Consider the following 15,824-nt stretch of genomic DNA (forward strand, 5'->3'; position numbering starts at 1 on the left):
CCTCGTATCGCTCGGTCAATCGATGCGGACGATCCTGGCCTGGTTCAGGCAGGCGTCGTCGGCGATCAGCAGATGCTGCACTTGCGTACTGCCCTCGATGATTTCCATGACCTTGGCGTCGCGCAGGTATCGCCCGACCGGATACCGGTCGGTGCAACCCCGGGCGCCGTGCAACTGCACCGCGTCGTTGGCGGCGGCCACCGCGGCGGTCGCGGCGAACTGCTTGGCGATGCAGGTGGCCATGAGGGTGTCGGGACTGCCCGCGTCCTTGAGTCGCGCGGCCTGCCACACCAGCAGCCTGGCCGCCCTGGTGTTGGTGGCGATCGTCGCGATCAGCTGCTGGACGAGCTGATGCTCGCGCAACAGCCCGCCGCCCTGGCGGCGCGTATTCGCGTAGCTCACACAGGATTCCAGGCATGCCTGCAGAATGCCCACGCAGCCGGCGGCGACGCTGAACCGGCCGATGTCGAGTACGCCCGTTGCGATCGGCAGGCCCATGCCGATGGGCCCGACGAGATCGTCGCCGGTGACCCGGCAGTCCTCGAAAACCAGCTCGGCGAGCTGACTTCCGCGCGTGCCGGTGATCTCGTGCACCGGAATTCGCTGAACGCCAGGTGCGTCGGCGGCGACCAGGAAGGCGGCCGGGCCGGATGCGGTGCGCGCGAAGACAAGCAGCACATCCGCCAGCTGACCGCCGGTGATCCAGAGCTTGTGGCCGTTGATGATCCAGTCGTCGCCGTCGCGTTCGGCGTCGGCTTCCAGTGCGGTGAAATCGCTGCCGGCCGCCGGCTCGGTCAGGCAGAACGCGCCGAGTGCGTTGCCCGCGACCATATCCGCCTTCCAGCGCGCCTTCGCCTTTTCGGTACCCCACCGGTCGAGCGCGTACAGCACCATCGAATGGACGGTCAGCAGGCTGCGCAAAGACGAACAGCCACGGCCGATTTCCTCGTGCAGCTCGGCCAGCGCGGTCATTCCGGTACCGGTGCCGCCCTGTGCCGACGGCAATACCGCGCCCCAGAGCCCGCGTGCCGCGCACGCGGCGAGCACCGCGGGGTCGATGCGGCCGTCTCGGTCGAACTCGCCCGCCCTCGGCGCGACGAATTCGTCGACGAAGCCGCGGATCTCGCGCGGGCCCGCATCCATTACGCCACCTCGGTGGCGCGATCGTCCGGGCCGGTGAGCCTGGCGACCAAGGCGAGCATCGCGTCGACGGTCCGGAAATTGTCCAGGCTCAGTTCGTCGTTCGGGATCCTGGCGCCGACCCGCTGCTCGATGAACATGACCAGTTCCATGGCGAACAGGGAGTTGACGTAGCCGCTGTCGAAGATGTCCTGATCGTCGCGAAGCTGCCCGTCGGGAAATCTCGTGGCGGCGAAGGTACGCAGTTCGGAGCGAGCGTCGGTGAACATGATCTCAATCCTGTTGGTAGGTGAAGAAGCCCTGGCCGGTCTTGCGGCCGTGCAGTCCGGCGTCGACCATCTTTTTCAGCAGGGGAGATGGACGGAATTTGGGATCGGTGTAGAACTCGTGCAGGCCCTCGATGCTGTACAGGATGGTGTCGAGGCCGATCAGGTCCGCCGTCTCCAGCGGCCCCGACGCGTGACCGAAGCACGAGCGGAAGATGTCGTCGATCTCCGCCGCACCCGCGACACCGTCCTGGACCAGGCAGATGGCCTCGTTGACCATCAGCATCAGCACTCGGTTGGAGACGAAGCCCGGCATATCGGTGACGACGATGCCGCGCTTGCCGAGCCCGGTGAGCAGTTCCTGTGCGGTGGCGATGGTTTCGTCGGTGGTGTGCCAGCCGCGGATCACCTCGACGGTGGATTTCATCGGCACCGGATTCATGAAGTGCATGCCGAGCACCAGCTCGGGACGGGTGGTCACCGACGCGATGCGGGTGATCGGGATGCACGAGGTGTTGGCCGCGAGTACCGTCCCGGCCGGGCAGACGCGGTCGAGTTCGGGATAGAGCTCGGCCTTGAGTTGCCAGTTCTCCGTGATGTTCTCGATGACGAACTCCGCCGACCCGAGATCGGCGAGCGCGGTGGTGTAGGTGACGCGCTCGGTCATGTCACCGAACTTCTCGGTGTCGTGCCCGAACAGCCTGCCGGTGCGGTAGTAGCGGTAGACCTCCGCCCGCGCCCGGTCCAGCTGCGTGGTGGAGCGATCGACGAGCACGACGTCGAATCCGTGCGCCGCCAGGTCCTGGGCGAGTCCGGCGCCCATCACGCCGGCACCGACGACCCCGATCTGTTTCATGCGCGCTTGTTCCCTTCGGTGAGCAGAAACTCGGCCATGGCGGCGATGGTCGGCGATTCGAGCAGCGCGATCATCGGGACCACCGTCCTGAACTCGTGCTGGATGGTGTTGATCAGCTGAAGTCCGGCAAGGGAATTGCCGCCGGATTCGAAGAAGTCGTCGTGCGGGCCGACCCGCTCGGTGCCGAGCGCCTCCTGCCACAGCTTGGTGAGCCTGCGGTGGTAGTCCTCCGGCGTGCCGTCGGACGCGGTGCCGGTGCCCGGGTCGCGGTGGCGCAGCGGGTCGGCGCCGGATACCCAGTCCGCGAGGCGATCCGGGAGCCGCCCGGCCGAAACGACCGCGCGCACCGGCCCGTTCACGATGAGCCGGTCCATCGTCGCCAGCGCGTCCGCGGCGTCGAACGAGTAGGTGTCGAGCGTGTCGGCGCCGGTGTGCCCGGTGCCGCGCCAGGTGTCCCAGCACGCGGAGCGCCACGCGGACCCGCCTGGCAGGCCACGCGATTGGACGAACTGATCCTGGAAGGCGTTGGCGGCCGCGTACGCGGTGAAGCCGATACCGCCGAGCACCGCCGACATCGAGGACAGCAGCACCACGAAATCGGGCTGCTCACCGCGCAGCGCTTCGGCCAGCGCGCGGGTGCCGTCGACCTTCGCACGGAAGTGTGGTGCGGCGGTCTCGGGCGTCATGGCGTCGATGGTGGCGAAGGCGTCCGGCGAGAGCACACCGGCGGCGTGGATCACGCCGTCGATGGGGCCGAACCTGGCGCGGGTGTCGGCGATGGCCGTGGCGGCGCTCGCCGGGTCGCCGATATCGCATGGCAGGACGAGCACCTGCGCGCCATCGGCTTCCATGGCCCGGATCGCGGCCAGCTTGTGCTCGTCGAGGTGACGCGGCGGGGTGCGGCCGAGCAGGACCAGTCGCACCTCGGTGGCGGCCGCGGCGAGGTGCGCCGCCGCGCGCAGGCCGATGGTGCCGGTGCCGCCGGTGATGACGTAGACGCCGCGATCGCGCACGTACGGGGTGGTGGATGTTTCGGTGGCGATGCGCCGGAGGCGGCGCACCAGGCGGCGCCGCCCGCGCAGTGCGACGGTGGATGCCGTACCCGGCCAGTGCGTTTCGGTGAGTAGGGCGGTGGCGAGATCGTCGGCCGGTGTGCGGACGTCGAGCGTGCGCACGGCGAGCCCGGGATACTCCTGACCGATCGTCAGGGCGGGACCGGTGAGCGTCGCCTTGCCGGGATGCAGGATGTCCTCGGCATCGACGAGCTGGGCGTGATCGGTGACGACCAGTATCCGGCAGCCGTCGGCGCAGCGGCGGCCGAGCTGCTTTGCCAGCGCGACCAGGCTGTCGTAGCCGCGCGTGCGATATCCGGTATCGGTGCCGATACCGGTATCCGCCGAAGCCTGACCGGTCACCGACCACAGATGAACGACGGTGCGCGGTAACAGATCCCGCTGGCCCAGCGCGTCGAGCAGCCGTGCGTAGTCATCGGGTTCACCGGGGCGGAGGCGATAGCCGTCGTCGGTCGCCTCGAATTCGGTTCCGGGGTGGATGGTTACCGAGTCGGCGCTGTCCAGTGCCTGCGTCAGCAGGCCGGCGAGCTCGCCACCCGGTGTCCCGTGGTCGGCGAAAACCAGATAGGGGCCGTGGCCGGAGGTTCGCGTCGCCGCCTCGGTGACCCAGTGTGGTTCGTAGACCTCGGGACCCGCGCTGTGGATCGGCTCCACCGGACCGGCCTCCGGCCAGAACCGGCGATGTTCGAAGGGATACGTCGGCAGCGACGTCATGGCGCCGCCCGACCCGGCGCGCGACCAATCCACCGGCGCACCGGCGGACCAGATCCGGCCGAGCGTGCGCGCCACCACCAAATCGTCCTGGTCGCGCAGCGTGCTGCCGCGCAGCGTGGGCAGCGCGACGACCTCGCCCGACAACGCTTGGGCGGCAAGACTGCCGAGCTGACCGGAGCCGAGGTCGAGCAACACGCCGCGATCGGCGCCTGCCAGCGCGCGCACACCGTCGGCGAATTGCACTGTGGCGCACATGTGCTCGGCCCAGTAGCGGGGATCGCGCGCCTGCTCGGCGGTGATCCAGTCGCCGGTGACGTTGGAGACGTAGGGGATACGCGGCGCGCGCAGTTCGATGCCGTCGAACAGCGCGATCAGCCTGTCGCGCAACGGGCGGAGCAGCGGCGTGTGCACGGCGCGGGTCGTCTGGATGCGCCGCGAGGCGATGCCGTCGGCGGTCAGCAGTTGTTCGAGATCGCCGATTTCCGCCTCCGGTCCCGCGACCACGACCGTGGTTGGACTGTTCACCGCCGCGAGTGTGCGTGTAGCGGTGAGGTACTCGGCGATCCGGTCGGCGGAGGTCGCGACGGTGAGCATCGCGCTCGGCGCGGAGTCGGCGATGAGCCGCGCGCGCCGGACGACGAGCGGCAGTGCCGCCTCGACGTCGAACACACCGGCCAGGCAGGCGGCGGAGTATTCGCCGAGGCTGTAGCCGAGCAGGCCGGCGGGCTCGATCCCGTAGCGCTGCCACAGCCGCGCCGCCGCGTAGTTGAGCGCGAACACCGACGCGTGTGCCAGTTCGATGCGCGCGAGGAGTTCCGGTACCGGCGCGGCCGCACCGGAGCGCAGTGCCGCGAACGGGTCCGAAACCGCCGGGGCCGCCGCCGGATACAGCGCGGTACGCAGATCGGCGCCGAGTGATTCGGCGGCCGCCGCGGCGCATCGGTCGATCGCGTCCCGGAATTCCGGCACCGAGTCGTACACGTCGCGGCCCATGCCGGGGAAGTGGTCGCCGGTGCCGGGCAGGAGGAAATGCAGGCGGGCAGCGCCGCGCTGCGCTGCCTGAGTGAGCGCTACCTGGGTGATCGGCACCCGTCCGCCGATCTCGTCGAGCGCCGCCGCCGCGTCGGCGGCGCCGCGGAACGCGATCGAGCTTCGGTGCGCCATGGCGTTGCGTCCCGATTGCATGGTGGTGGCGACCGCGGCGGGGTCGGCGTCGGGATGGGCGCGCAGATGGTCGGCGATCGCGCGCGAATAGGTGAGCAGCGCGTCGTCCGAATGTGCGGAGAGGGGAAGCACGTGTGAGCGCTCGGGGCGCTGTGGCGCAAGGCTTTCCGGCTCGCTCGGCGCGGAAAGCACGAGGTGCGCGTTCGTACCCGACCAGCCGAACGAGCTGACGCCCGCGGTCGGCGGGTTGGCGCCGGCGCTCGGCCATTCGATGGTGTCCGCGGGCAACCGCACCGGGCTCTGGTCCCAGGCGATGGCCGGATTCGGCTGCCGCAGGTGCAGATTCGGCGGGATGGCGCGCTCGCGCAGCGCGAGAATGGTCTTGATCAACCCCGCCATGCCCGCGGCGCCGGTCAGGTGGCCGATGTTCGTCTTGACCGCGCCGACGTACAGCGCCCGCCGCGCCGCGCCGAAAACCTCGGTCAGCGCCTTGATTTCGATGGCGTCGCCGAGCTGGGTGCCCGAGCCGTGCGCCTCGACGTAGTCGACGTCCCCGGCGTCGATGCCCGCGCGCCGATGCGCCTGCCTGATCACCGCGACCTGCGCGGCCCTGCTCGGCGCGGTCAATCCGTTGCTGGTGCCGTCCTGGTTCACAGCGGAGCCGCGCAGCACCGCGAGCACCTGGTGTCCGGCCGCGCGCGCGTCGGCGAGCCGTTCGACGACGACCGCGCCGCAGCCCTCACCGAGCAGGAAGCCGTCGGCGGCCGCGTCGAAGGTCTTGCACCGGCCGTCGGGTGCGAGCATCCGCATCTTGCACGCCTGCCGGAAGGTGTCGGGATGCAGGGTCGCGCTCACGCCCGCGACCACCGCGCGATCGCATTCGCCGTCGCGAATGCTGTTCATCGCCAGGTGCAGTGCGACAAGCGACGAGGAGCACGCGGTGTCGACGACCAGGCTCGGCCCGCGCAGATCGAGCAGATAGGACAGCCTGCCCGCCATGACGCTCGGCGCGGTGCCGAGGCCGAGGTACGGATCGTCGAGCTCGCGCTGCCCGCCGCGCTCGGTCAGCACGGTCGCGTACTGATTGCTCGCCATCATGCCGACGAAGACGCCGGTGCGGCTGCCACGCAACTGATCCGCGGCCAGGCCCGCGTCCTCGAGCGCCGACCACGCCACCTCCAGCAGCAGGCGCTGCTGTGGATCCATCCGCACCGCCTCGCGCGGGGAGATGCCGAAGAAGGCCGCGTCGAAACCGGCGATATCGTCGAGGAATCCGCCCCGCGTCGTGTAGGAGGTGCCCGGCCGGTAGGGATCGGGATCGAAGTAGCGGCGGGCGTCCCAGCGATCGAGCGGCACATCGGTGGCCGCGTCGACGCCGGAGATCAGGTTGCGCCAGAACAGGTCCGGCGTCTCGGCCCCGCCGGGGAACCGGCAGGCCATGCCCGCGACGCACAGCGCGGTGTCCTCGTCGTAGCTCGGTGCGGGTTCGTCGAGCACCGGTGCGTCGAGCACGGTCCCGGTCAGTTCCGCACTCAACTGACTTATCGTCGGGAACTCGTAGAGCAGGGTCTCGGACAGCCTCCTGGCGAGCAGTTCCTCCAGCTCACCCGAGAGCCCGACCGCATCGGAGGAGGTCAGGCCGTACTCGGCGAAGCTCAGCGTCCTGTCCACCGCGGCGGGCGCTATTCCGACGATCTGACCGACTTTTTCGGCAAGCCATTCCTCGATCGCCGCCCGGCCGGAAATATCCGCCGCTGCCCGATGTGTATCCACCAATATCGCCCTTCAACTATCAGGCCACGGCCTTGACTATGGAGATGTCGCTACCGCGCGTGATTATTTGTCTGAGGTACGTGTGGCGAGGCATGGGGTGGTATCCCCGTGGCGCGAAACGAATCTAACATCCAGCAATTATTCGTGCAATACGTTTGTCTGCGGCCCTTGCGATTCGATGACATAACAGCAGGTCAACCCCGCTGTTCTAGCCGTTTCAGAATAATTTCAGAGGCGATATATAAAATGCGCATCAGCTGGCGCGGAGAGTTTCGTGTGTGATCAGCGTCACACCTGTTTGATTGGCCCTTCCCCGAGGAGGCAGCTAACTTCGGAGAAGGGGTTTCGGACAGGCGTTGCTTATTCAAGATAACCATAACCGGGGGGCGGAATCGCCCAAAATCGGTCATTTCACATCACCGCGGCTGCGATCTCGGGGAGAAAGCGAAATCCAGTGGAAACTCAGCAGGTCGGCTATCAGGGCAATGGCCTTACCACGACGGTGTCCGAGCTGGCTCGAACGCCCTTCCTGACCACGCTGGACCGGCTACGCGCCGATCCGGAGCTCACCTCGTTCTGGCAGCGCATCTGGGTCGCGCCCGCCACCGCCGCCGAATTCGCCGAGTACGCGGGCCAGCTGCGCGCGTTCGCGGACCGGTCCGGCGGACTGCTCGGGCGCAGCCCCGATTTCCTCGCGGGCATCGTGACCGCGTGGGCCGCGAACGCCGGGCACTTCGGCGAGGGGGCCGACCGGGTGCGCGAGTTCCATCGGGACTGCGCCGCGGCGAATTCGGTGCTGACGCACGCGATCTCCGACATCTCCGAGCGCGGGCGCATTGCCGAGGACCGCGTGCTGCGGGTCGTGCGCCGTGACTCCGAAGGCGTGTATCTGACCGGGTTCAAGCAGTTGGCAACCCTCGCGCCCTACGCCGATGTCCTGCTGATCTACCCGTACCGCCCGCTCACACCCGCCGACGCCGACGCGGCGCTGTGCTTCGCCGTCGCGCCGGACAGTGCGGGCGTGACGGTGCATCAGCGCGCCGGATTCCGCAGGGCGGGTGAGGATCCGGACGAATCCATCGACGCGCTCGACGAGCAGGACGCGATCATCGAGTTCCGCGACGCCTTCATCCCGTATTCGCGGGTGTTCATCGACGGCTCCGTCGAGGCGTGCAACCGGCTGCGTGAGCGTACCGGCATGACCGGGCCCGCCTGGGTGCAGGCGCTGGCAAGGATGGCCGCGAAGGCGCGGATGTATCACACGCTGGCAGAGCGGGTGCTGGAGAGCGGGCAGACCTCGGCCAAGGAACCCGAGGTGATCCTCGCCAAGCTGGCCCGCTTCGCGTCGAGCTGCGAGCGCGATCTCGAACGCGCCATCGAATCGGCGGCCTTCGATCCGCGCTACGGGTTCTGGTCCGCGCAGCGCACGATCCTGTTGCAGGGCATCGGGAATTTCACCGAGCGGATCGAGGGCGCGACGACGCTGCTCGCCCAGATCGCCGGCCTCGACCTGATCTGCCCGAAACCGGGCAGGACCGAGCGGCGCGGACTGCTCGCGGCCGCACCGCAACTGGCGGACTGGACGTTGTTCACCAATCTGGCCGCGGGCGCGTACGGGTTCCGGCAGACCAAATACGAGCTGGCCTTCGTCGGCGACCCCGACCGGCTCGCCGCACACTGAGAGAGGTATCTGACACATGCTCACACGCGAGCGCCTGATCGAAGCCTTGGAGCCGTTCAGCGGATTCGTGCAGTCGGCAGTGCTGTACAACCTGATCGAGCACGGGATTCTGGAACAGGTTGTGGTGGCGGGGATTCCGGTGCGCAAGGCACTGACGGCGGCGGGTATTCCGCCGGAGCGGGTCGAGGCGGTGCGGCTGTTCCTCGATACGGCGGGCTATACCGCCGAGGATCGCGCCACCGACAAACTGGTGCGCATCTGGGAGGCGCGCGGCTGGTATCAGATGATGATCGGCGGCTACGGCAAGACCTTCCTCGGCATCGGCGCCGGTTTCACCGATACCGCGGCGGTGGCGCGCGACGGCAAGATGGTCGGCGTCGGCAGCTGTGAGATCAGCGTGCACGACGCGATTCCGCTCATGTACCGGGTACTCGAGCAGCGCGGCAAGACCTACACCAGCGGCATCGATCTCGGTTGCGGCAGCGGCATTTTCCTGACGACGCTGGCCGAGCGCTATCCCGGGATGCGGCTCACCGGCATCGAGCCGAGCCCCGAGGGCGCCGCCGCCGCGGTGGAATTCGTCGCGGGCTCGCCGCACGCCGATCGCATCGAGATCGCCAACGCCGATGCCATCGGATTCCTCCAGTCCACCGACAAGCACTTCGATTTCGGCATCATCAGCTTCGTCATCCACGAAATCCTGGGCCAGGACGGCGAACCCGGCGTGCGCGCCTTCCTGCGCTCGCTGTTCGACACCAATCCCGGACTCGAACTGCTGGTGATCGATATCGACTACTGCTGGGACGATGCCGCGCGAATGACCGACCGGCACTGTACGAACTACTACAACCACTACTTCCTGCTGCATCCGTTCACCGATCAGCGGCTGGCGCCGAAACAGTACTGGATCGACCTGTACGAGAGCGAGGGGCTCGAGGTCGTCGTCAGCGACGCCGATACCCCTGGTCTCGACGAGACCGGCATCGTGACCGCGATGCTGGTGCGGGCCAAGACCGTTGCCGCCGAGGGCACCGGCGATGACTGACTTCACCGACAGCCAGGCGGTCTCGCGGCTCAGCTCGGGGCCGCGCACCTTCTTCCGGCTCCCGTACCGGCCGGTGGGGGAGCTGACCGCCGAGGACCGCGTCGACGCCGTCATCATGGGCGTGCCGATCGATGGCGCGACGGGCTATCGCAGCGGGGCCAGATTCGGCCCGGAGGCCGTGCGTGCCGCGAGTACCCTCGCCCGATTCGGCAGCAGGGAACGCCGTTTGGTCATCAACGAGGTGCTGTCGGTCGTCGACGGCGGCGACGTGCACGTCGTGCCCGGTTACCACATGCGCACACTCGAGCTGATCGAGCGGGGGGTCGACGCGGTGCACACGGTCGGCGCGCTGCCCATCCTCGTCGGCGGCGACCACAGCCTTGCCATCGCCGAATTGCGCGCGGCCGCACGCCATCACGGGCCGCTGTCGCTGGTCCAGCTCGATGCGCACCGCGATGTGCTCGACGATTACTTCGGCGTCAAGCACTTCCACGGCACGGTGTACCGCAGGGCGGTCGAGGAGGGGCTCATCGACCCGGCGACCAGCATCCAGATCGGTATGCGCGGCAGCGTGCCGAAGGAGGATCTGGCCGAGGACGACCTCGGATTCACCATGATCACCAGCGACGAGGCGGTCGCGCTCGGCTGCACCGAACTCGCGGGGCTCGTCGCGGACCGGGTCGGCGGCACTCCGATCGCGCTCACCTTCGATATCGATTTCGTCGATCCCGCCTACGCGCCGGGCACCGGAACGCCGGAGGTCGGCGGCCCGTCCTCGGCGTTCGCGCTGCGCCTGCTCCGCGAACTCGACCTGCGAAATATTCGCACCGTCTCGCTCGTCGAGATCTCGCCGCCGTACGACACGGCCGACATCACCGCGCATCTGGGCGTCGCGGTGATCTTCGAAATCCTGGCCATGGTGGCCGCATCGAGGAGCGCGCATGCATGACAACAGCACCGATCTGGAGGTCGAGGCCCTCATCGAGGGCGTGAACCTGTCCGACGGGCATCCGCGAATGTCGCTGTCCGCCGGGCAAACCGAGATCGTCGCCGCGTTTCCCGACGTGTTCTGGGAGGCACGCAAGTCACCGGTCGGCGTGGTCGAGCGCGACTCGCGCACCGCGTTTCTCTCCTCGATCGGCCAGTACCGCGCGCTCGCCGACGATATCCACTACCGCAGCTGCTACTCCTCGTCCACCGCCATCGATCTCGTCGGCAAGGCGATCCGCGACGCGGGTAAGTGCGTGACGATGGTCGAGCCGACCTTCGACAACCTGCACGACCTGCTCGCCGGGCACGGCCTGGAATTCCGCTCCGTCGCCGAAACCACCTTGGCGACCGGTGATCTGGAGTCGGTCCCGCCCGCCGACGGCGTGCTGTTCATCGTCACGCCGAACAACCCGACCGGCACCGTGCTCGAGGAGCAGCGGCTGCACCAGATCGCGGCCGCGTGCGCGGAGCGCGGCACGGTGCTCGTCATCGACTCGTGCTTTCGCGCACAGGATCTCCGGGCGCAGTACGACATGTACGCGGTGCTGGAGCACTACGAGCTGAACTGGGTGGTCATCGAGGACACCGGGAAGCTGTGGCCGCTGCAGGAATTGAAGGTCGGGTTCCTGAACTGGAATCGCGCCAATCCGCTGCCGCTGGCACGGATGTACTCCGATCACATGCTGTCGGCCTCACCGTTCATCCTGCGCGTCGTCGAGCTGTTCGCCGAGGACGGGCGCCACGGCGGCTACGACCGGCTGCGCGGCGGGATCCAGCACAACAGGACGCTGGCGCGTGAGCACATCAAACTGACTCCGGCCTACCCGGATTCGCGCATCTCGGTCGATGTGTTCCGGCTGCCCGCGGGCGTGCGGGCGACCGCGCTGTACACGGAGCTGAAGGAGGCGGGTGTGCACGTGCTGCCCGGCGAGCTGTTCTATTGGGAGCGGCCCGAACTCGGCACCGACCTGATTCGCATCTCATTGGCCCGCGATCCGGAATCGGTCATCGTAGGTTGTCAGCATGTCTACCAACAGCTCGAATCGTGGCGACGTGTTGTCATCGGCTGACCGTGCGACGGTGGTGTTGCTCCAGGCCAGGCAGGGGCTGGGCAGCGTCGGCGTCGCCGAGTTCGCCGCCGCCGTCGCGGCCACCGGCGCGGGCCTGCTCGTCCTGCGGACCGGTGAGGTGCCGCTGGTCCGCGACGGCGATGTGGCATTGGACGGGATGTTCGAGGAGCGGATCGCCGAGATCGCCGACTGGTCGTCGCTGATTCCCGCCGCGGCGACGGCGATCGTCACCAACGACGAATACCTGCTCGACGTCGCGCCGCTGCTGTGCGGTGAACGCGGCTTGACCACCACCATTCCGGTATCGCGAGAGCACTACCGGAACAAGGGAATCATGCGGGGGCTGCTCGAATCGGCGGGCATCGCGGTGGCGGAATCGCTCATCGTGACGGCCGAGGGGATCGAAACGGCGGGCGGGTGCACGGGTTTCGGCGACGACGAGCTGGTCGTGGTCAAACCGACCGCCGAGGCGAACCTGCGTGGCATCAGGATCGAGCGGTTCGGCGACGTCGAGGTCGCCGCGCTCGGCGACGGCCTTGTCGAACGGCTGCTGACCGGCCCGCAGTACCACTCCGAGGTGCTGGTGCTGAACGGCGTTGCGACACACCTGTTCTCGGGCCGCTACATCCGCTCGCTGCTCGACCTGACTAAGGGCGGGCCGTCGGGATCGGCGCGCGTCGACGCCGAGACCGAGGAATGGCTTGCCGCCCTCGCCGTCCGTGCCTGCACCGCGCTCGGGCTCGACGGCGCGTTCACGGCGCACGTGGAATACCTGTCCAGCGGTGACGATCCGGCGGACGTCGTGGTCAGCGAGATCTGCGCGCGCGCCTCCGGCGGCGAGGTGCCGTTCCAGTCGCGGGTGATCACCGGCGTCGATCTGGAGCTGCTGAACCTGTCCATCCAGGCCGGGTTCGCCTGGCCGGAGCCGAAGGTCGAGGCCGCGGCGTCGGCGGGCTGGCTGTGGCGGGTCGGGCGGCCGATCGACGGGGCCGAGCGCATCGGCGATCTGGCGGTCGAGGCGAGCTTCGATCGGATCACCCTCGGCGGGCGGGCCAGGGTGCGTGGCGAATCCGCCGATGAGGTCATGGCCGCGCTCGAGGTACTGGCGGGAGCGAACGAGGGGTGATGAATGGCGGATAAGCGAGCGCCCATCGATCGGTCGCGCCGATCGGGCACGCCGGCAACGGGATTCGCGGTGCAGCCGTGGCAGCCGCTGACGCTGCACGAGCCGTGGGAGCTGACACCGGTCACGCCCGGCACGCCGGACGAGATCGATCTGGTGGCGCGGTGGATGGCCGAGCCGCACGTGAAGTTCGCGATGAACAAGGACTGGGGCGGCGACGGCTGGCGCGAGGAGATCGCATTCCAGTTCTCCGACAACAAGACTCGGCCCTTCCTCGTCGGGCAGCACGGACAGCGCGGCGGGTATGTCGAGCTGTACCGTGTCGCACTCGACGTGGTCGCCGACTACTACGACACGCCGGAACGCGATATGGGCATGCACGGCTGCATCGGCGAGGTCGACTATTTCGGGTACGCGCTGCCGTTCTGGGTGGTGATCATCGCGGGCATCTTCGCCACCTATCCGGAATGCACCGGGGTGATCTCGGATCCGACCGCGAGCAACCATCTGGTGCGCACACTCGACCGCAACGTATGCGCGATCGTGGACGGCACCGAGGTCGGCGAGATCGAGCTGCCGCACAAGCGCGCCGCCCTGTTCCGATTCGAGCGGCAGAACTTCTACGCCGCCATGGCTCGACAAGGGGGTGTGGACAGTGTTCTCCGCAAACTCGATGATCACTGACCCACTGCGCTGGTTCCTGCTGCACGGGCCGCTGCGGCTGCTGCCCGCGTCGATGCTCGGCGCGGAGGACGACATCGGCCGCCTGTTCCTGAGACCACCCGAAAAAGGCGCTCCCTACCGGGAGATGCTGACCAAGATCGGCACCGCCGCCGGCATCCACGAGAGCGCGGCGGGGCTGATCATCACCGGATTCGCGGAGAGCGAAGAGATCCTTCGCAGCGGCGACTGGTCCGCGGACCAGCCCGTGGCGATCCCCGCGGCGGCGGGACTGTACCGGTGGCTGACCCGCCGGTCCGTTCCCGTCGCCCTGGACGCGCCCGCCCTGGTGTTCACCGATCCGCCCGAGCACACCCGCCTGCGGAAACTGGTGTTCCCGCTGTTCACCCACCGGGCGGTGCTGAGCTCGAGCGATATCATCGCCGAGCACACCGAGGCGGTGCTCGCGGATCTGGTGGGCCGCACCGATATCGATCTCGTCGAGGACTACGCGCGCAAGATCCCCATCCGTGTGGTCTCGGACTTCCTCGGCTTCCCCGATCTCGGTTTCGAGATGCTCGACGCGCTCGGCGCCAACGGCGCGAAGCTGCTCGACGTCGGCATCACCTTCCCGGAGTATCGGCGCGGCATGAACGCGGCCCGGCGATTCACCGACTTCCTCCTCGATGTCCGCAAGGATCCGGACGTGCTCGGGGACGGGTTCCTGAAGAGCTGTGTGCGCAAGCACCTCGCCGGCGAGCTCACCTTCCCCGAGCTGGTCACGCTGGTCGGCTTCGTCTTCGCGGCGGGCTTCGAGACCACGGTCAGCTTCATCGCGAATTCCATTGTCACCGTGCTGGAACGGGGGCTGGCCGAGGAGGTGCTCACCGACGGGCAGCTGTCCGACGCCTGGTTCGAGGAGCTGCTCAGGTTCGATTCGCCCATCCAGCTGACGCATCGGACCGCACGGGTCGACACCGTGCTCGGCACCCATGCGGTGCGCGCGGGCACCGGGGCGCTGATCTGGGTCGGGGCAACCAATTACGACGCGCGCGCCTACCCGTATCCAGGTGAGCTGAGCGTGGAGAACGTCGCCGAGCGGACCAGCATGAGCTTTTCGACGGGCGTGCACCGCTGCCTCGGCGCCTCGCTCGCCAAGGTGCAGTCCCAGGTCGCGGTAGGCGCGTTCCTCACCGCGTTCCCGGATGCCAGGCTGCGGCCGGGCAGGCAGTGGCGGGACTCGGTGGTGCTGCACGGATATGTCCGCGCGCCGATGACATTGAGCGGAGGCCGGTGATGTGCGCCGTGCGGGTGGACGCCTCGACGCTCTACTGCGTCGGCGCCTCCACCGATCCCGCCGCCGTCGGCGCCGCGCTCGGGGTGCGGGTCGAACGCGCGGTGCCGGGCGCGGCCCTGACCCACAAGATGGTCGCACTCGCCGCGCACGACCTGACCGGTGCCGAGCTCGCCGAAATGACCCGTGCCACCACGCATTCCTGGGTGCATCTGGTGTCCTCCGGATTCGGCTATCCGCACCTGGACACGCTGGCGAAGGCGAACCTGGTGACAAGGAGTGCACGGGCGTACGCCGCGTCGCTGTCGGAGTACGTGGTCACCCGCCACGTAATGCATTGCGCGAGTAAGTCGCCGGGCGATCCGATACCCAAACCCTTCAATCGGCGTGCGGCGCTTGTCGTCGGCTTCGGCGCGTTCGGTCGCACGGTCGCGGGTGCACTCGCCGGACTCGGTGTCACGGTCACCGTGGTCAGGCCGCGCTCGCGGACCGCGCATCCGATCGACTACGCCGCCAAGGCGATACCGATCGAGGAACTGCCGGACGGCCGCGCCGACCTGCTGGTCGTCGCGCTGCCCGGCATGGCCGAACTCACCGGGTTCATCGATGACCGGCTGCTGCGCTGCCTGCGCCCCGACGGGCACGTGATCAACCCGGCGCGGTCCTCGCCGGTGGACTTCGACGCGCTGCTGCGCTGGCTGGCGGCGGGCACCGGCCATCTGAGCGCCGATGTGGAGACAGGGGAGCGGGCGGCGCGGCTTCGCCCGTTCGCCGAACGCGGCCTGGTGACGCTGACACCGCACATCGCGTGGCGGCCGTGGGACGCGGATCCGCTGTACCACCGCGATTGGCTTTCCATCTTCGCCACCGCGAAGCGGATCGCTTCGGCCACACTGGAAACGGCGGTTCGCCTCGACCCACGGGAGATCGCCGTGGACTACCTGATCCCTTGACCCGCACGTCCGGTTTGGAGTC

12 protein-coding genes are annotated in these 15,824 nt (G+C 68.4%); 8 read left to right on the top strand and 4 right to left on the bottom strand.

Going from position 1 to position 15,824, the window contains the following annotated elements; all coding sequences use genetic code 11:
- Positions 1–15: 15 nt before the first annotated feature.
- Genes ACIG5A_RS08980 through ACIG5A_RS08995 form a run of 4 tightly spaced genes read right to left on the bottom strand, consistent with a single transcriptional unit; the run spans position 16 to position 6,986 of the window.
- Positions 16–1,143 carry an acyl-CoA dehydrogenase family protein gene (locus ACIG5A_RS08980; RefSeq protein WP_397239491.1) on the bottom strand — a complete coding sequence of 376 codons (1,128 nt, stop codon included), beginning with the start codon at positions 1,141–1,143 and terminating at the stop codon, positions 16–18.
- Positions 1,143–1,409, bottom strand: coding sequence for an acyl carrier protein (locus tag ACIG5A_RS08985; protein ID WP_397239493.1), 267 nt, complete (start codon positions 1,407–1,409; stop codon positions 1,143–1,145). Before ACIG5A_RS08985 ends, ACIG5A_RS08980 begins: the two co-directional genes overlap by 1 nt.
- A 4-nt stretch (positions 1,410–1,413) precedes the next feature.
- Positions 1,414–2,262 carry a 3-hydroxyacyl-CoA dehydrogenase family protein gene (locus tag ACIG5A_RS08990; RefSeq protein WP_397239495.1) on the bottom strand — a complete coding sequence of 283 codons (849 nt, stop codon included), beginning with the start codon at positions 2,260–2,262 and terminating at the stop codon, positions 1,414–1,416.
- A complete protein-coding gene (locus ACIG5A_RS08995; RefSeq protein WP_397239497.1) occupies positions 2,259–6,986 on the bottom strand; it encodes an SDR family NAD(P)-dependent oxidoreductase in 4,728 nt (1,575 codons plus the stop codon). The genes ACIG5A_RS08990 and ACIG5A_RS08995 overlap by 4 nt, the downstream gene beginning before the upstream one ends.
- A 454-nt stretch (positions 6,987–7,440) precedes the next feature.
- Between ACIG5A_RS08995 and ACIG5A_RS09000 the strand changes: the two genes are divergently transcribed.
- From ACIG5A_RS09000 to ACIG5A_RS09035, 8 genes are read left to right on the top strand one after another with little or no spacing between them, the layout of a single operon-like run.
- Positions 7,441–8,667 (top strand): 4-hydroxyphenylacetate 3-hydroxylase N-terminal domain-containing protein, encoded by a 1,227-nt coding sequence (locus ACIG5A_RS09000; RefSeq protein ID WP_397239499.1) that lies wholly within the window; start codon positions 7,441–7,443, stop codon positions 8,665–8,667.
- A gap of 16 nt (positions 8,668–8,683) precedes the next feature.
- Entirely contained in the window at positions 8,684–9,712 is a 1,029-nt protein-coding gene (locus tag ACIG5A_RS09005) for a methyltransferase (RefSeq protein ID WP_397239501.1), read from the top strand.
- A complete protein-coding gene (locus ACIG5A_RS09010; protein WP_397239503.1) occupies positions 9,705–10,661 on the top strand; it encodes an arginase family protein in 957 nt (318 codons plus the stop codon). The genes ACIG5A_RS09005 and ACIG5A_RS09010 overlap by 8 nt, the downstream gene beginning before the upstream one ends.
- A complete protein-coding gene (locus ACIG5A_RS09015) occupies positions 10,654–11,772 on the top strand; it encodes a pyridoxal phosphate-dependent aminotransferase (protein ID WP_397239505.1) in 1,119 nt (372 codons plus the stop codon). Before ACIG5A_RS09010 ends, ACIG5A_RS09015 begins: the two co-directional genes overlap by 8 nt.
- On the top strand, positions 11,726–12,898 hold the full coding sequence (locus tag ACIG5A_RS09020) for an acetyl-CoA carboxylase biotin carboxylase subunit family protein (protein ID WP_397239507.1): 1,173 nt from the start codon (positions 11,726–11,728) through the stop codon (positions 12,896–12,898). The genes ACIG5A_RS09015 and ACIG5A_RS09020 overlap by 47 nt, the downstream gene beginning before the upstream one ends.
- Positions 12,899–12,901: 3 nt before the next feature.
- Complete coding sequence (locus tag ACIG5A_RS09025) at positions 12,902–13,579, top strand: GNAT family N-acetyltransferase (protein ID WP_397239509.1); 678 nt, start codon at positions 12,902–12,904, stop codon at positions 13,577–13,579.
- Positions 13,569–14,852, top strand: a complete 1,284-nt coding sequence (locus ACIG5A_RS09030; RefSeq protein WP_397239511.1) for a cytochrome P450 — start codon at positions 13,569–13,571, stop codon at positions 14,850–14,852. Before ACIG5A_RS09025 ends, ACIG5A_RS09030 begins: the two co-directional genes overlap by 11 nt.
- A complete protein-coding gene (locus tag ACIG5A_RS09035; RefSeq protein ID WP_397239513.1) occupies positions 14,852–15,802 on the top strand; it encodes an NAD(P)-dependent oxidoreductase in 951 nt (316 codons plus the stop codon). Before ACIG5A_RS09030 ends, ACIG5A_RS09035 begins: the two co-directional genes overlap by 1 nt.
- Positions 15,803–15,824: the final 22 nt, after the last annotated feature.

The organism is Nocardia sp. NPDC052566 (assembly GCF_044547285.1).
GTDB lineage: Bacteria > Actinomycetota > Actinomycetes > Mycobacteriales > Mycobacteriaceae > Nocardia.